The sequence below is a fragment of the Bradyrhizobium sp. ORS 285 genome (genome assembly GCF_900176205.1).
GTDB lineage: Bacteria > Pseudomonadota > Alphaproteobacteria > Rhizobiales > Xanthobacteraceae > Bradyrhizobium.
Map to the genome: position 1 here is coordinate 6,902,577 of NZ_LT859959.1, position 15,124 is coordinate 6,917,700.

14 protein-coding genes, 1 pseudogene and 1 riboswitch are annotated in these 15,124 nt (G+C 63.5%); of the genes and pseudogenes, 6 read left to right on the forward strand and 9 right to left on the reverse strand.

What is annotated here, in order from left to right; translation table 11 throughout:
- Nucleotides 1-73 precede the first annotated feature (73 nt).
- The 4 genes from BRAD285_RS31035 to BRAD285_RS31045 all read right to left on the reverse strand — a co-directional run bounded on the left by BRAD285_RS31035 (nucleotide 74) and on the right by BRAD285_RS31045 (nucleotide 4,318).
- The gene (locus tag BRAD285_RS31035; RefSeq protein ID WP_035648677.1) at nucleotides 74-2,086 is read right to left on the reverse strand and encodes a type IV secretory system conjugative DNA transfer family protein; all 2,013 of its coding nucleotides are present in this window, start codon (nucleotides 2,084-2,086) and stop codon (nucleotides 74-76) included.
- Nucleotides 2,083-2,760 carry a hypothetical protein gene (locus BRAD285_RS31040; RefSeq protein WP_157681705.1) on the reverse strand — a complete coding sequence of 226 codons (678 nt, stop codon included), beginning with the start codon at nucleotides 2,758-2,760 and terminating at the stop codon, nucleotides 2,083-2,085. The genes BRAD285_RS31035 and BRAD285_RS31040 overlap by 4 nt, the downstream gene beginning before the upstream one ends.
- Nucleotides 2,761-2,821: 61 nt before the next feature.
- Nucleotides 2,822-3,070, reverse strand: coding sequence for a hypothetical protein (locus tag BRAD285_RS35615; protein WP_139020719.1), 249 nt, complete (start codon nucleotides 3,068-3,070; stop codon nucleotides 2,822-2,824).
- Between the two features lie 114 nt (nucleotides 3,071-3,184).
- Nucleotides 3,185-4,318 (reverse strand): site-specific integrase, encoded by a 1,134-nt coding sequence (locus BRAD285_RS31045; RefSeq protein WP_083846471.1) that lies wholly within the window; start codon nucleotides 4,316-4,318, stop codon nucleotides 3,185-3,187.
- Between the two features lie 425 nt (nucleotides 4,319-4,743).
- On the opposite strand from BRAD285_RS31045, the gene BRAD285_RS31055 reads away from it, so the two are divergent.
- The 5 genes from BRAD285_RS31055 (at nucleotide 4,744) to BRAD285_RS31075 (ending at nucleotide 7,657) form a co-directional block, all read left to right on the forward strand.
- Nucleotides 4,744-5,166, forward strand: coding sequence for an SPW repeat protein (locus BRAD285_RS31055; protein ID WP_006615156.1), 423 nt, complete (start codon nucleotides 4,744-4,746; stop codon nucleotides 5,164-5,166).
- A gap of 191 nt (nucleotides 5,167-5,357) precedes the next feature.
- The gene (locus BRAD285_RS31060) at nucleotides 5,358-5,930 is read left to right on the forward strand and encodes a methylated-DNA--[protein]-cysteine S-methyltransferase (RefSeq protein ID WP_006615155.1); all 573 of its coding nucleotides are present in this window, start codon (nucleotides 5,358-5,360) and stop codon (nucleotides 5,928-5,930) included.
- A 63-nt stretch (nucleotides 5,931-5,993) separates the two neighbouring features.
- Nucleotides 5,994-6,833: an AraC family transcriptional regulator gene (locus BRAD285_RS31065; protein ID WP_006615154.1), complete on the forward strand. Its 840-nt coding sequence runs from the start codon at nucleotides 5,994-5,996 to the stop codon at nucleotides 6,831-6,833.
- A gap of 52 nt (nucleotides 6,834-6,885) precedes the next feature.
- Entirely contained in the window at nucleotides 6,886-7,245 is a 360-nt protein-coding gene (locus tag BRAD285_RS31070; RefSeq protein WP_006615153.1) for a VOC family protein, read from the forward strand.
- A 10-nt stretch (nucleotides 7,246-7,255) separates the two neighbouring features.
- On the forward strand, nucleotides 7,256-7,657 hold the full coding sequence (locus BRAD285_RS31075; RefSeq protein ID WP_006615152.1) for an SRPBCC family protein: 402 nt from the start codon (nucleotides 7,256-7,258) through the stop codon (nucleotides 7,655-7,657).
- Between the two features lie 3 nt (nucleotides 7,658-7,660).
- On the opposite strand, the pseudogene BRAD285_RS31080 reads toward BRAD285_RS31075, so the two are convergent.
- Both BRAD285_RS31080 and BRAD285_RS31085 read right to left on the reverse strand, forming a co-directional pair.
- Nucleotides 7,661-9,132, reverse strand: a pseudogene (locus tag BRAD285_RS31080) (MATE family efflux transporter).
- A 113-nt stretch (nucleotides 9,133-9,245) separates the two neighbouring features.
- On the reverse strand, nucleotides 9,246-10,352 hold the full coding sequence (locus BRAD285_RS31085; protein ID WP_006615150.1) for a 2'-deoxycytidine 5'-triphosphate deaminase: 1,107 nt from the start codon (nucleotides 10,350-10,352) through the stop codon (nucleotides 9,246-9,248).
- A 112-nt stretch (nucleotides 10,353-10,464) separates the two neighbouring features.
- A riboswitch (SAM riboswitch) is annotated at nucleotides 10,465-10,544 on the forward strand.
- A gap of 78 nt (nucleotides 10,545-10,622) precedes the next feature.
- Here BRAD285_RS31085 and BRAD285_RS31090 point away from each other — a divergent pair.
- Entirely contained in the window at nucleotides 10,623-11,819 is a 1,197-nt protein-coding gene (locus BRAD285_RS31090; protein WP_006615149.1) for an O-succinylhomoserine sulfhydrylase, read from the forward strand.
- Between the two features lie 75 nt (nucleotides 11,820-11,894).
- Here BRAD285_RS31090 and BRAD285_RS31095 read toward each other — a convergent pair whose 3' ends face one another.
- The 3 genes from BRAD285_RS31095 to BRAD285_RS31105 all read right to left on the reverse strand — a co-directional run bounded on the left by BRAD285_RS31095 (nucleotide 11,895) and on the right by BRAD285_RS31105 (nucleotide 15,089).
- Nucleotides 11,895-12,938, reverse strand: coding sequence for a GDSL-type esterase/lipase family protein (locus tag BRAD285_RS31095; protein ID WP_371507380.1), 1,044 nt, complete (start codon nucleotides 12,936-12,938; stop codon nucleotides 11,895-11,897).
- Between the two features lie 82 nt (nucleotides 12,939-13,020).
- Nucleotides 13,021-13,779, reverse strand: a complete 759-nt coding sequence (locus BRAD285_RS31100; RefSeq protein ID WP_006615147.1) for a hypothetical protein — start codon at nucleotides 13,777-13,779, stop codon at nucleotides 13,021-13,023.
- Entirely contained in the window at nucleotides 13,779-15,089 is a 1,311-nt protein-coding gene (locus BRAD285_RS31105) for an OpgC domain-containing protein (protein WP_006615146.1), read from the reverse strand. Before BRAD285_RS31105 ends, BRAD285_RS31100 begins: the two co-directional genes overlap by 1 nt.
- Nucleotides 15,090-15,124 lie beyond the last annotated feature (35 nt).

A 15,124-nucleotide genomic window follows, 5' to 3' on the forward strand; every position in this document is an offset into this window, starting at 1 on the left:
TCTGCGCACGAACGCAAATCGGCGCGGACGCCATGCGCAACGGTGCGCAGGCCTCACGAAAAAGTGTAGCACGTCAGTACGTAGAGCTCGCGGCATCCGGCGGCGTGTCGTCCGGCTTGGGGCGCGGAGATGGCACTGGCTGGCGCGCGCTCGGTGCGGGCCGGCCGCGGTACGTGCTCTGGCGCGGCGACATGGTGGCACGGTTGCGCGCGACGAGCTGCGCGTATTCAGCGTCGCTCATGGTGTCTATGTTCTCGATGATGCCGCCGGGATAAGACGTCGAGAGCGCGCGCGGCGTGTATCCGCCGATATAGGTCGCGAAGGAGCCCCGTGGCTGCGAGAGGATAAAGCTGGCATCGCACCGCATTTCCTTCGCCATATCGCGCGCATCGTCGGCCGATCGGGTGCCGCAATACTTGATCGAGGTATTCGATGCGAACGTGGCGCGGACCTGCGGCGACAGATCCATAAGCTTCTGATGGGCGAGAATGACGCCGAGATTGAAGCCGCGGGCCTGCTGTAGCAGGGGCTGCGTGCGCTCCTCGTCCACGAATAATTGCGCTTCATCCACATAGAGCCAGCAGGGTCGCCAAGTCGATTGCGGGACTTCGACGCGGGCGCGCGCGGCCGAAAGCGCGGAGGCGATGAAGTAGCGACCGAATGCCGACGCGGCCTTTTCTCCGACCGCCCCCGGTGAGGCGTCAACAATCAGGATTTTGCCGCTCTGCATTACGTCGAACATATCGAGCGTGTTTTCCTGGCGGGTCAGCATCCGCGCAAAGGCTGGGCTGCTCAGAAGGTCGTGGATACGATTTTGGATCTGACGCCGTGTCTCCCCGTACTCAGTCGGGTGGTAGAAAAGATCGTCGAAGAAGCGACGGAATAGCCTCTCTTGCTTTTCGAGCGCCGGCTTGAATCGGCTCGTCTGCCGGATCCCTCCGGTCTTTTCCGGTTGGTCTTGCATCAGATCGAGCAGCGTTTCGATCGTCGGCGTCTCGTCCAGCGCAAACAAGAGCTGCGCGCAGTAGGTGAATGCGGTGCGTTGTTTCGCCGATAGCTCGAAGTCACGTGACCCGAAGATGTATGCGAGGTTTTCCGTGACGCTATCGATCATCGAAGCGCGTATGCCGCCCGGTACGTTCGGCAAGCTGAACATATTCAGCGCCGGCGGCTGCGGATCTTTTGGGTTGATGAAGATGAGTCGCTTCGACTGCTCGCGCGCGGGCCCGAAGATCTTCAAACGCTGCAATGCCGGCGCCCAGGTACCCTTTCCATCAATGACGATGATCGCAGGCTGCCTGGGGTCGAAGACGTCCTCGATGAAACGCTGAGTGAGGAGGGTCGTTTTTCCGTGACCCGTTCCTCCGAGGACGTGGGTGTGCTCGAAACGGGTTCGCTCGGGGACGTGGAAGGGAACAGCGATATTGAGGATGCGCGCGAGCGGGGTTCTGCGGAGATAGGCGTCGTTCAGGTCCGTCGGCGATAGATCCACATCCTGCGGATATTTGAATTTCGGCCGTTCGGGCAAATTGTCGAAATTCAGGCCCGACACGCGGCAGAGGTTTCTCCGCAGCATCTCGGCCGTCTTCGGGAAGATGTCGGGCTCATGAAAACTATCCATGAAGTCGGCCACGAGATCTTCCGGGCTGGATGCGAGCTCGATCAGTGCGACGGTCGGATCTTTGGGCTCGCTGAACGCGATTTCAGGACGCACGCGCTTGAAGAAGCGGCCGAAGAACTCTCGTATTACGCTGTCGGCCGCAGCGAGCCGTTCGCCATGCGTGGCATACAGCACTTCCTTTTCCTCAAGGTCGTGCCGCAACTTCAGGGGCGGCGGCAGCTCATACAAGCCTTCGTGCTCGTAGAGACCATATGTAAGATCGCCGATAGCCTGCACGAATTGCTTCGAGGGCATCCCGTGCGGTTTTAGGATCCCGAGCAGGAGATCGTCGTTATGCCGATTGCAGTGCTCCGGGTCTCTGAAGGGTTGCGCAGACCATACGTCCATCAGTCGCGCGAAGTGCGCATCTTCGTCGTATCCCGAACTCGGCGGGCCGCCGCTGTATCTGTCGCTGGGCAGGCTCATTGACGCTCCCACCATTCTTTCAAAACATTCAAGCCGATCGGAGCGCCGATCATCACGACCGCCCACCAAAAGTAATATGCTGTGTCTGGGTCGCCGGTCTGGAGGCCCGTATACACCCGGTAGACGCAATAGCCCGGCCAAATGAAAAAGAGGGCGAGGATAGAAAGGAAACGCCAGTCAGTCAGAATGTCTTTGAAAAAGTCCGGGCCGAACCACATCGAGTCAGCCGCGGGCGTGCCGGCGTCTGTCGTCCCGTTGCGAAGTTCATGCGCGAGGAAGTGCCGCGGATTTTTCTCTATCGCGACATCCAGCATCTTTTGCGCTTCGCGATGCCGACCGAGACGTTTCAAACCGATCGCTTTGGTGACGTAAATTTCGGCGTAGAAGGGCCAGTACTTCAGCGCTTCGTCGGCCGCTTTGAGGCCGCGGCGCACCTGCTTTTTATAGATACCCGTCTTGCAATCAATCTGCGCTTGGAGTGCGAGTGATTCAGCAACGAGATCATTGATTGTGTGGTGCACGTCGTCGATCTTGACGTTCGCTGCGGGATTGATCTTTCGAGCCGCCTCGATGTGCTCTGTGGCCTGAGAGAGCAGCTTGTCCATGTTGTACTGATTGCGCCGGCATTCTTTGATGTAGCGCTCCGCAATCACCATGTGATCTTCGGCGTTCAACTGCCCCCCCCCTAAAGAGTTGGGACGGATGGTGGCCTCCATCCGTCCCGTTTTGGTCTCGTCAGGAAAACTCGACGTTCTCCGGAACGGTCAGACCGTGCCGCTTGAAGTATTCGATGACGTCCGGTGTATACCAAATCGGATGTGAGCTTCTGTGCGGTCCCAACTTCCGTGACGCCGGAAAGCGTCGGTCGGAATATTCAGGATCGTGCATAAGCCGCCCGGTTTGAGCACGCGAGTACGGCCAGCCTACGATTTCCTTCAAAGCTTTCCACGTGAGATACATGGGAAGTTTCACCTGATGATTCATCGCAATTCTCCTTGCGGAGACATCGCGATGCTCCATGTGGGTTGAGCCACTAGCAGCGCTTGGATTGTATGCGGAACGGCGGACACCGGACAAGATGCCCACCGTTGTTCATGGTTACCGTTGCGCCGCAAAAAGCCGCTTCAGATGCGCTTCGAGCTTCTTCAGAGCATCGGTCTTTTCAGGGAGGTAGTGATACCGGTCGTAGATCTCGTCGAGCTCGCCCTTACCGCCCCCGGTGACGTGGTTAAGCATTATCTCCGCAATTTCACGGGGTACTTTGAGCCGAGCTAAGGTCGATCGGAACGTCCGTCGGAGATCGCGAAGCTGCCAGCCCGTCACGCCCGATCGTTTCTCCAGCTCGTTTTTGAACTTCCCCCATGACCCATCCTTGAAGTGGTCGTCAATCAGCCGGCCGGGGAAGTAGTAACGCGCGTTCGTCCTGCGGCGTTCGAGGATCAGGCGCGCCATCGGCAGGATCGGGATGGCATGAGCGCGGCCGTTCTTGGTGAACTCCCCGGGAATTGTGATGACCTGGCGCTCGCGCCACTCCGGCATAAGCCGGCCAATCTCGCCGTTTCGGCATCCCCATAGGATGAGCAGCCGCACCATGTCACCGAATGGACCCTCGCATGCATCCCAGATCTTTACGAGCTCGTCGTCCGAAAGAATGCGCTTACCCTTCTTGTCTTTGCCGGGCGCCGGAAAACCTTCGAGCGGACTGTGCTTGATGTATCGGTGCGGCGGCCGCATGCACCATTTGAAAAAGACCCGGAGCGTCCGGAAGGCGTGAAGCTGCTCGCTCGGCGTAGCGGCGAGCTTCTTCAGATCCGCGCTAATGTCGTCGTCCGTGATCTCCGATAGTAATTTTTTGTTCAAGCCGGGAAAGCGCGTCGTAAGTAAACGGTTCGCTTCGTGCTTCGTCCTGGGCTTCTTGCCTTCGTAGTGCTCCTCGATGAACGCCGGCACCGCGGCGTCGAAAAGTTTGCCTGTCTTCACGATCGGCCGTGAAATGCCGAGCGTTTTTTCCGCAACGATGCGGCGCGCTTCGTCTCGTGCTTTTGAGAGTGTGAGAATGCCGAACCGCCCGAGGGTGCGGCGCTTCCCGCTGCCGATCATCAGAATGAAGGTCTTCGATCCGCCCTGCGAAACGCGCACGCCGAGCGGGCTCGTCTTGTCCCATACCGTGAGCTGGCCTTTCGGCGGCGCTTTCAGCGCGCGCACAGCCACGTCTGTCAGATTGGTTTTCATCTTAGGCACCTTTAGGCACCGGCAGTCGCGGGCTGCCGTGGGTTACGTTGAAAACCGTTGCCTATAGGTATTGGCGAAAAAGCCTGTTGTCACAGGTACATATGCACCAAGTTGGTGCACGGTGAGCGGGCTTCTAAACAGCTTGGGAAGCTGCCGTTCTACCATTGAACTACGCCCGCATGGGTCCATGCTTAGCCGAGACGTGGCGTTTCGCCAAGCGGGTTGTTGCCCGGTCCCGGCCGCCTCCAGCGGCCGCGGTCGCCCGATCGTGATCGGCATAGAGGGTGGCGGCTGGAACGAATGGCGCAGCCGCCGCTTTTGCCGGTTGAGGCATAGACGCGCTGCAGCGGCCGAACGCGAGCCAAGTCAAGCCAGCTCGCGAAGTCGAAGCGGACAAGACAGCCGCCAAGCTGGGAGCTGAGATCATGCTCAAGGACAGCCCTGCACCATCGACACAAGCAAGGTCCGGCGCCTTTTCGATCATGGCGCGTCCCTCAGCGCTGGACATCTACACGCTGGCCTGCGGACTTTTCCTCGCCGGTGCGCCCTGGCTCTTCGGCTTCGTTCGCACCGCGGGCCGGCTCGATGCTGAGATCGTCGGCCTCGCTGTGGTCGTGCTCTCGATCGCCGGACTGATGGCGTTCGCGGATTGGGAGGAGTGGCTGAAAGTCGCACTGGGATTGTGGCTGATCGCGGCGCCCTGGTTGCTCGGCTTCGTCCATACGCCGGCCATGCATGTGAGCATCGCGATCGGCATCGTCGTCACCTTCCTGAGCCTGCTCGAGCTCTGGCTGGCGCATGATCCTGATTTCGCTGACGATCGCGCATCACTGGCGAACCGGTCGTGACGACGCGTGCTGCGTCGCATGCCGCCATCACGATACCAACGACGACGATCGCGAGACGGCGCTTGACAACCACGACCCAAATCAGGGCAAACCCCGCCCCGGTCGCGCCGCTCTGTTAACACTTTGTTAACAAAATTGATGCGGGCGATCGCGACAGTGCTATGGTTGCGGCGTGGGGTTGGGGTGGCGTCATGGGGCGTGGGTATACGATCTTTGATACGGCCCTCGGCCGTTGCGGCATTGCGTGGAGCGATGCCGGACTCACCGGCATACAACTGCCGGAAGCGCGGGAAATCGAGACGCGTCGGCGTCTGTTCCGACAGTTTCCAGAGGCACGGGAGCAGCGCCCGTGTTCAAATACTGAACTGGCCATCAAAGGCATCACCGCGATGTTGCGCGGTCAGGCTGTCGACTTCTCGGACGTCGCGCTCGATCTCACCGGAGTAACGCCGTTCAATCAGCGCGTCTATGAGGCCATTCGCGCGATTCCGCGCGGTGAGACACGCAGTGCTGACGAACTCGCGGCGGAGCTGCACGTCCCCGGCGCGCTGAACTCGATCGCGCAGGCGCTGACGAAGAACGCGTGGGTTCTGATCGTGCCGTGTCACCGCGTTCGCGAGGTGGGCAACGGGCTCGACAGCTCGTCGCCCAACAGCGGCATCATCTCCAAGCGGCGCCTGCTGTCGCTCGAAGGCGCCCGGCCGCACGCCGGTCTGACCCTGTTCGACGCATTTCTCGCGGCCGATCGGCGGCAGGCGTCGTAACGCTGTGCGGTGAACGCGGACGAAGCCCCTCGCGTTTCGCCCGCGATGTCCTAGATTGACGGCATGAGCGCAAGCCATCTGTTCGAAGGCCGGGACGTCACGGTATCCGAGTTCCGCTGCACGGCGGTGCCGGGTGAACGTCCCTATGCCGAGCAATTTGCCGGCTATTCACTGTCCTATGTGCGCAAGGGCAGCTTCGGCTGTCATCACCGCGGCCGCTTCTTCGAGCTGGTGACGGGCTCGCTGCTCGTCGGCCATCCCGGCGATGAGTTCATGTGCACGCACGACCATGTCTGTGGCGACGAATGTCTGTCGTTCTCCTTCGATGACGCGCTCATCGAGGAGATCGGCGGCGACAGGCGCCTCTGGCAGGCCGGCGCCGTGGCGCCCGTTCCGGAGCTGATCGTGCTCGGCGAGCTCGCCCAGGCCTCTGCTGTCCGCGAGCAGACGCTCGGCCTCGACGAGGTCGGCCATCTGATCGCCAGCCGCTTCGTCGCGACCGTGAGCGGAGAGGCGGAGCGGCCGGCAGCGCCGAGCCTGTGCGACCGCCGGCGCGCCGTCGAGAGCGCGCTGTGGATCGACGACAATGCGGACCAGGACATTGAGCTTGCGGATGCGGCGCGCGAAGCCGGCGTCAGCCCGTTCCACTTCCTGCGCCTGTTCGCGGCCACCATCGGCGTGACGCCGCACCAATATCTGATCCGCGCGCGGCTGCGCCGCGCCGCCCGGCGCCTCAGCGAAGAGGACACGCCGGTCACCGATATCGCCTACGACGTCGGCTTTGCCGATCTGTCGAACTTCACCCGCACCTTCACGCGTGCGGCCGGCGTCTCGCCGCTCAAATTCCGCAAGGCCTCGCGCGGCGAGCGCAAGATTTTCCAAGAACGATTGCACCGCCATTGATTGGATGATCCCGGCGCACGCGGCAGACGCGTGCGAAGCATGGAGACCATCGATGTACGATCATGTCGGGCTGAAGGTCCGCAATCTCGACGCCAGCATCCGCTTCTACACATCGGCGCTGGCACCGCTCGGCCACATCCTCTGCTCGAAGGATGAGACCTCGGCAGGCATCGGCCCCAAGGGCGAGCCGGCGCTGTGGCTGTATCTCGACCGCGGCGCGAGCGGCGGCACGGCGCATGTCGCGTTCCGCGCCAAGGATCATGCGGCGGTCGGCAAATTCCACAGCGAGGGGCTCAAGGCCGGCGGCAGCGACAATGGCGGCGCCGGTCCGCGCGCCGACTACAGCCCGACCTACTACGCGGCATTCCTGATTGATCCCGACGGCAACAACATCGAAGCCGTGTGTCCGTGAGGTCCCGGCAATGGCATCGATTCAGAAGGACATTCCGATCGCAGCCCCGGCGGCTGCCGTGTGGGACGCGGTGCGCGATTTCGGCGCGGTTCATACCAGGGTGGCGCCCGGCTTCGTGACCGACACCAAACGCGACGGCGACGTCCGCATCGTCAGCTTTGCCAATGGCAGCGTCGTGCGCGAGCAATTGGTCGACTGCAATGATGAACGCCGGCGCCTCGTCTATGCCATCAAGAACGAGCGCATCACCCAGCACAGCGCGTCGTTTCAGATCGTCCCGGACGGCGAGGAACGTTGCCGGGTGATCTGGATCACCGACGTGCTGCCGCACGAGATCGCTGGATATATCGAGCAGCAGGTGGAGCTCGGCGCGCGTGCGATGCAGGCGGCATTGAGCCGGCCCGGCGGATAGCCATCAGCCGACGCGCCGCGCTGGCGGAGCCTCTGCGACGGAGCCAAGCTCGGCCGTCACAACGGCCGGGCGCAGCTCCAGCGCGGCCGGCTTCGGTCCCCAGCGGGTCAGCATCACGCTGGCGAGCGTCGACACGCCGAGCAGCACCATCGACGCCGCCGCCAACATGAAGAACTGGCCTTCGGTCGCGGCATGGCTGAGCAGATAGCTGCCGCCCGCGGCAATGAAGATCAGCCGCGCGGTCTGCGCCAGCACCGGCCCGATCACCTTGGCCGCGCCCTGCGACGAGAAATACATCGCGATCGCAAGACCGATGAAGGCGTACATCGGGGCTGCGATCTGCAGATAATGCCGTCCGGCGCTGCGCGCGCTCTCATCCTGGGTGAAGATGTCGACCCACAGCTGCGGGACGATGGCGATGATGGTCGAAAGCACGCCCATCGCGGTGAAGGACACCAGCCCCGCCGTCCAGGCGATCCGGCGGGCACGCGCGACGTTTCCGCCGCCGATCGCCATGCCGACCATCGGTACGGAGGCCATGCCGATCGAGAAGCCGACGGTGGTCATCATGAACTCCAGCCGCGCGCCGATGCCATAGCCGGCCAGCACTGCGGTGCCGAAGCCCGCGAGCATGTGCGTGAAGATCGCGATCGACAGCACCGATTGCAGCGGCGAGAAGCAGGCGACCGCGCCCACCTTCAGGATGTCGGCGAACATCGCCCCGCTGATCTTCAGCCCGCGCAGTTTCGGCTTCACGCGCGCGCGGCCGGAGAACAGGTACCAGCCCATCACCGAGATGCTGACGCTGAAGGCGAGCAGCGCGCCCGCCGCGACGCCGCGCATACCCAGGCCGAGACCAAGGCTCAGCGTTCCGCCGAGTACGATCTGCAGTAGCGCCGAGCTCAGGATCATGAACGACGGCAGCTTCATGTTGCCGGTGCCGCGCAAGATGCCGGCCATGGAGTTCATCAGCCACGGCAGCATCGCGCCGCCGAAGAAGATCTGCAGATAGGCCACGGCATGCTCCAGCACCGCGCCGCGGCCGCCGAGCACCTCCAGCAGAGCGGGGCCGAACACCAGCATGCCGACCATGAAGGTCGCGCCGAACGAGAGCGCGATCAGCAGCGCGTGCGAGGCCAGCGTGGAGGCGCGCTCGGTCTCCCCCGCGCCGAGAGCGCGGGCGATCGCCGAGGCCACGCCGCCGCCCATGGCGCCGCCGGACATCGTCATGGTGAGGATCACCAGCGGGAACACCAAGGCCATGGCAGCCAGCGCCTCGATGCCGAGGCGGCCGATATAGGAGGTCTCGGCGATCACGACGCAGGTGCCGGCGGAGTTGGCGATGAGGTTCGGCCAGGCGAGCGACAGCAGCGTCTTGAGGATCGGACCGTCGGCGACCGCGTTCCGCGCCGGCTTCACGGGCGGCACGGGCCGCCCTCGCCGACTGGAGTGTCGGCCAGGCCGATCTCGGACATGTTCGCTCCCCGCTCGGCTGCGGTTGGTATCGCAGCGCAATTGTTGTTGCTTCTAGCACATCGCCGCGTGCGGCGGACGCATTGGGGGTACGCGCACGGCGCGCAGCCGCGCTCTACAGGCGGAAGTGCTTCGAGAGCTTGAGGCCCTGCGCCTGGTAATTCGAGCCGATGCGGCTGCCATACATCGCGTTCGGGCGGGCCAGCATCTTCTCATAGACGAGACGGCCGACGATCTGGCCGTGCTCGAGGATGAACGGCACCTCGCGCGAGCGGACTTCAAGTACCGCCCGCGAGCCCTGCCCGCCGGCGCCGGCATAGCCGAAGCCAGGGTCGAAGAAGCCGGCATAGTGCACGCGGAATTCACCGACCAGCGGATCGAACGGCACCATCTCCGCAGCGTAATCCGGCGGCACCTGGACGGCTTCCTTGGAGGCCAAAATGTAGAACTCGCCGGGATCGAGGATGAGGCTGCCATCCGGCCGCGCCTTGATCGGCTCCCAGAATTCCTCGACCGGATAACCGCCGCGGCGGTCGACATCGACGACGCCGGTATGGCGCTTGGCGCGGTAGCCGACATAGCCATTGGCATTGCTGCCCGAGAGGTCGACGGACAGAGCGACACCGCCGGCGAGATCGGCGTCGTCGCGATCGACCAGCCGCTCGGCCTCGTGCAGCGCGATCAGCTCGTCCTCGGACAAGACCGCGTCGCGGTAGCGGAAGCGGACCTGGGAGAGGCGGGAGCCTTCGCGCAACAAGACGGGGAACGTCTTCGGGCTGATCTCGGCATAGAGCGGGCCGTGATAGCCGGCGCCGATCATGTCGAAGCGCCGGGTGCCGTCGGCGATCACGCGGGTGAACACGTCGAGCCGCCCGGTCGAGCTCTTCGGATTGGCGGCGGCGACGATGTCCTTCGGCAGCGCCAGGCTCTCCAAGAGCGGCACGATGTAGACGCAGTTGGTCTCCAGCACCGCGCCGTCGGCCAGCGCGATTTCGTGCAGCTTCAGTTCGTCGATGCGCTCCGCGACCGTGGAGCCCGGCCCCGGCAGGAAGCTCGCGCGCACGCGGTAGGCGACGTCGCCGAGGCGCAAATCCAGGCTCGCCGGCTGGATCTGGCTCTCGACGAAGTCGTATTCGGGAATGATCAGGCCGGCCTCGGCCATCGCCACGATCATGCGGTCGGGCAGGATGCCATGGGCGTCGGCGGGAAGCGAAAACGGCAAGACCTGATCCTTTGCAGGCGCCGGAATGGCGGCTATGCGAGCCTATATAGGGTCTTTTGACCGGTTATCCGATGGCTGGCTTGACGGAAAGGCCGGGTGAGACTAAGAGCACGACTTATCCCGTGGTGATTTGAGCCGGCCGGCTTGCAGCCACGTTAAATAAGTCGCTAAACAGGCCGGGGACGATTGTGATCCCGGCCGTGAGGAGTTTTCCCAGGCCGGTTTTTTTGTGCCCATCGCGAGAAGAGCGGTGGTCACGATGGAGGTCACATGTCGAAGTCCCCCGCGTCGTTCGCCCACTACCGTCCTGAAACCCGGCTGGTGCATTCCGGCGGCCTGAGGTCCGAATTCGGCGAGACCGCCGAGGCGCTGTACCTCACGCAAGGGTTCGTCTACGCCACCGCCGAGGAGTGCGAGGCGCGCTTCAAGGGCGAGGATCCCGGCTTCATCTATTCGCGCTTCTCCAACCCGACCACGGCGATGTTCGAGCGCCGCATGATCGAGCTCGAAGGCGCCGAGGCGTGCCGTTCGGCGGCGACCGGCATGGCCGCCGTCACCACCGCGATCCTCGCGCCCTTGCGCGCCGGCGACCACGTCGTGGCGGCGAAGGCGCTGTTCGGCTCCTGCCGATACGTGGTGGAAGACCTGCTGCCGCGCTACGGCATCCAATCCACCCTGGTCGACGGCCTCGATCTCGACCAGTGGCAGAAGGCTATCAGGCCGAACACCAAGTCGTTCTTCCTGGAGAGCCCGACCAATCCGACGCTCGACGTGATGGACATTCCGGCGATCGCCGAGATCGCGCACGCCCATGGCGCACGGCTGATCGTCGACAACGTGTTCGCGACGCCGATCTGGCAGAGCCCGCTGGCGCTCGGCGCCGATGTCGTCGTGTACTCCGCGACCAAGCACATCGACGGCCAGGGCCGCTGCCTCGGCGGCGTGATCCTGTCGTCGGAGGCGTTCATCGCCGAGCACATCCACAATTTCATGCGCCAGACCGGCCCGTCGATCTCGCCGTTCAACGCCTGGGTGCTGCTGAAGGGGCTCGAGACCCTGGCCGTGCGCGTGCGCGCGCAGACCGAGACGGCGGCGAAGGTGGCGGACTTCCTTGCCGCGCATCCGAAGATCTCGCGGCTGATCTATCCGGGCCGCGAGGACCATCCGCAGGCCGCGACGGTCAGGAAGCAGATGCGCGCCGGCTCGACGCTGGTCGGCTTCGAGGTCAAGGGCGGCAAGGCCGGCGCGTTCCGCACGCTCAACGGCCTGAAGCTCGCGCGGATCTCCAACAATCTCGGCGACTCCAAGACGCTGGTCACGCATCCCGCGACGACCACGCATCAGCGGCTGTCGCCGCAGGCCCGCGCCGAGCTAGGGATCAGCGAGGGCTTCATCCGCTTCTCCGCGGGCCTTGAGCATGCCGACGATCTGATCGAGGATCTCGACGCGGCCTTGAAGGCCGCGTAGCGAATGGCGAAGTCGGAGTAGCGAGTAGTAGGTCCTCATCCCTATTCGCTACTCGCTAGTCCCTACTCGCCCTCGTCACATCGGCCGATAGGTCAGCACTTCCGACGGCTGGTTGATGCCGAGCTTCACCTGGCCGACGGAGCGGATGATGTCGTCACCCAGCAGTTGGGCGAAGCAGGCGTAGCCCCAATCGCTCATGTGCAGGCCGTCCGAGATCACGAACTCATTGATCGGAATCGCCTGGCGCTCGTGCCAGTCGCGCATCACCTCGAAGCGCGGGAAGATGCCGGCGTGATGCAGCTCGGCGATGCGGCCGAGCAGCTTGTTCATGCGGCTGGCGTTCTCCGAACGCTCGTTCACGCGCGGCGAATATTGCAGATCGACCAGCACGACGTCTGAGGCTGCCGCCTGGATCTTGCCGACGCCGTCCTCGACCAGCTTGGCGGTCTCGGTCGGATCAAGATCGCGCAGCACGGCGTTGGTGCCGACCTGCCAGATCACGAGATCCGGATGACGGTCGATCACCGACGTCTCCAGCCGCTTCATCATCTCAGGCGCATCCTCGCCACCGACGCCGGCATTGATGACGCTGATGTCGGCCATCGGATATTGTCGGCGGAGCTGCGCCGCGAGCCGGTTCGGATAGGTGTAGTCGGGCGTGCTCGCGCCATAGCCCTGCGTCGATGACGAGCCGAAGGCGACGATGACGACCGGCAGGCCCGATGCGAGCTTGTTGGCGACGTGCGGCAGCGAGATGAAATTCTTCTTGGCGACGCCCTTCGGCGGCAGGCACGGCACGCGGTTGAAGATATCGGTGGCGGATTTGGCGACCTGCTTGACCTTGTCGATGGCCCGCTCGGTGATGCTGCGCGAGGGTGACGGCGTAGCGGTCATGACCGGCGCGTTCGCCGGCGACTGCGCATCCGTCATGGCCGGCGGATTTGCCGGTGCTGGCTGTGATGTCTTGGCCGCGGGGTTGACGGCGGCGATCGGCCCGGGCGCCGGATTGCCGGCCTGAGCCACCATGACGTGCCCGATGGTCTGACGCAGCTCGCTGACCGCGATCGCATCGGCAGCCTCGGCGCCCTGCGCGCGTGGCGGGCTGATCGAGAGAGCCATCAACAGGGCCGCGACAGCCGAAAGCGTCTCCCATGTCCCAGATACGCGGTACAATTTATTCGAAGACATAGACAACATAACCCTAGTTCTGCTGCGCCGGGCCGAGATGCGCCGCGTCGATGATGAACTTCGACAACGCCCGTCCGAGACAATCATGAACCTGCTTGGCCAGCTCGACCCCATGCGTCGGATTGAACAGGTCGAAATCGCCCTGTTCGTTCCATTGCCGCATGATCGCGAAGCGATCGAACAGCGGGATGTCGCGCTGCTGCGCGACGACCCGCATGTTGTCGACATAGGGCGGCACGGAAATCAGTGTTTCCGTCCGCGGGCTGTATTGCAGGTTCATCAAGACGACGTCAGCTCCCGCTTTCTGCAGCGTCGCCACACCGTCGTCGACCGCCTGCCGGAACTCATCAGGATCGATCGACCGCATGGCGTCGACCGTTCCGGTCTGCCAGATGACCAAATTAGGCCTTTTTCCTTCCACCAGTTTAACAAGATTTCCAGCGATTTCCTCGGCCGTCTTCTTTGGCTGCAGCTCGACACTGAGATTGACGGTGACGGCCGGGAGCTTGTCTTTCAGAGCCGCCTGCAAGCGGGCGGGGTACGCGGCCGCGTCGGAGGTGCTGACGATGGAGGATGAGCGGCTTCCAACGACCAGAATATCCAGCGTGCGCGCGTTTTTGACAGCGTCTGCAACTTTCGGGAGCGAACTCTCGGTCGTCAGCAGGTAGGCCGGCACCTCGCAGTTCTGCGGCGCGTCTTCCGCGCGCGCAGAGGCCGCCAGCGAAATCGCTAGCGCTGCGATACCAAACCTTAACCACGAGACGGACTTCATCAGCCCCCTCCCGCCAGATCGGCGTTGCTGCGCACACCCTTTCGCGCAGCGCCCTTATCGGCCTCGCGCTTGTACCATGAAATCAGCGAGGCCACTCCCCACATGATGAGGATGCCGCACAGGCTGATCACCGCGTGCATCATGGCGCCGCCGGACACTTCGGCAAGCACGAAGTGGCCCGCGAACGCCAGAAACACGCCGAGACAGAAGATCTCCAGCGAGTGTTGCCCGCAAACAATCAGAGGGCGCAGCCAGGGCGATTTGAGCAGAGGCCAATCCTTGCGCAGATAATGCACTGTGAGTGCTGCGAGTGCGAGGAAATGCGCGAAACGCAACACGTCCAGGTCTGTCTTGTCGATCGGATACATCCACTGCTCGATTCTGCGCGGCATCAGATGGCCGAGCTGCGGGATGTACCAGGTCAAGGTTACGCAGAACGCCGCCACCAGATAGGCGACGCAGAGCCCGAGCGTGATCGGTGAGTTGATGATGCGCGCCATGCGTTGCGCGCCGCCGAGCGCGCACCAGGCGCCGAACACGAACAGCAGCTGCCAGGCAAACGGATTGAAGGCCCAGAAACCGTTCGGATAGGCAGTGAGATAAAGATCGAGCTCCCACGTGACCGCGTAGAGAACGACCGACAGGCCGAGCGTGACATCCGGGCGCCAGCGCATCAGCCACAGGATCAAGGGCAGGAACAGCATCAGCACGATGTAGAGCGGCAGCACGTCCATGTTGACGGGCCGGAAGCGCAGGATCAGCGCCTGCACGATGGTCACGTCCGGCTGCTTCAGGAAGTCCATGATCCCCATCTCTTCGGTGTAGAGCGGGTTCTCGAAGCTGGTCGCGACGTAGGAGATCTCGGCGAGGAAGATCGTGAACAGGAAGACGTGGGCGACGTAGATCTGCCAGACCCGGCGCAGGATGCGCGCGGTGGCGACGATGAAGCCGGCGTCCTGCATCGCTCGCCCATAGACGAAGGCGGCCGTGTAGCCGGAGATGAAGATGAAGATCTCGGTGGCGTCGGAGAAGCCGTAGTTGCGGATCGTGAACCAGGTCAGCAGGTTCGGCGGCAGATGATCGATGAAGATCAGCCACAGGGCCAGTCCGCGGAACAGATCGAGCCGCAGCTCGCGCTCGCCGACTGCCGGGAAGGTGATCGCGGGTGAAACGGCCTTCGCCGGCGGCGCCGCTGCCGGGGCAGCCGCGATGGCAGGCGCGGCCGTGCTCGCAGCCGCGACAGTCTCCGCAGCCGGTGTCGGTGCGGCAGCGGCGGATGGTCCGGAAAGGCGATCGGCAATCGACGTCATCAGGCACCACGTCAAGGCTGCCAGCCCGAAAGGCC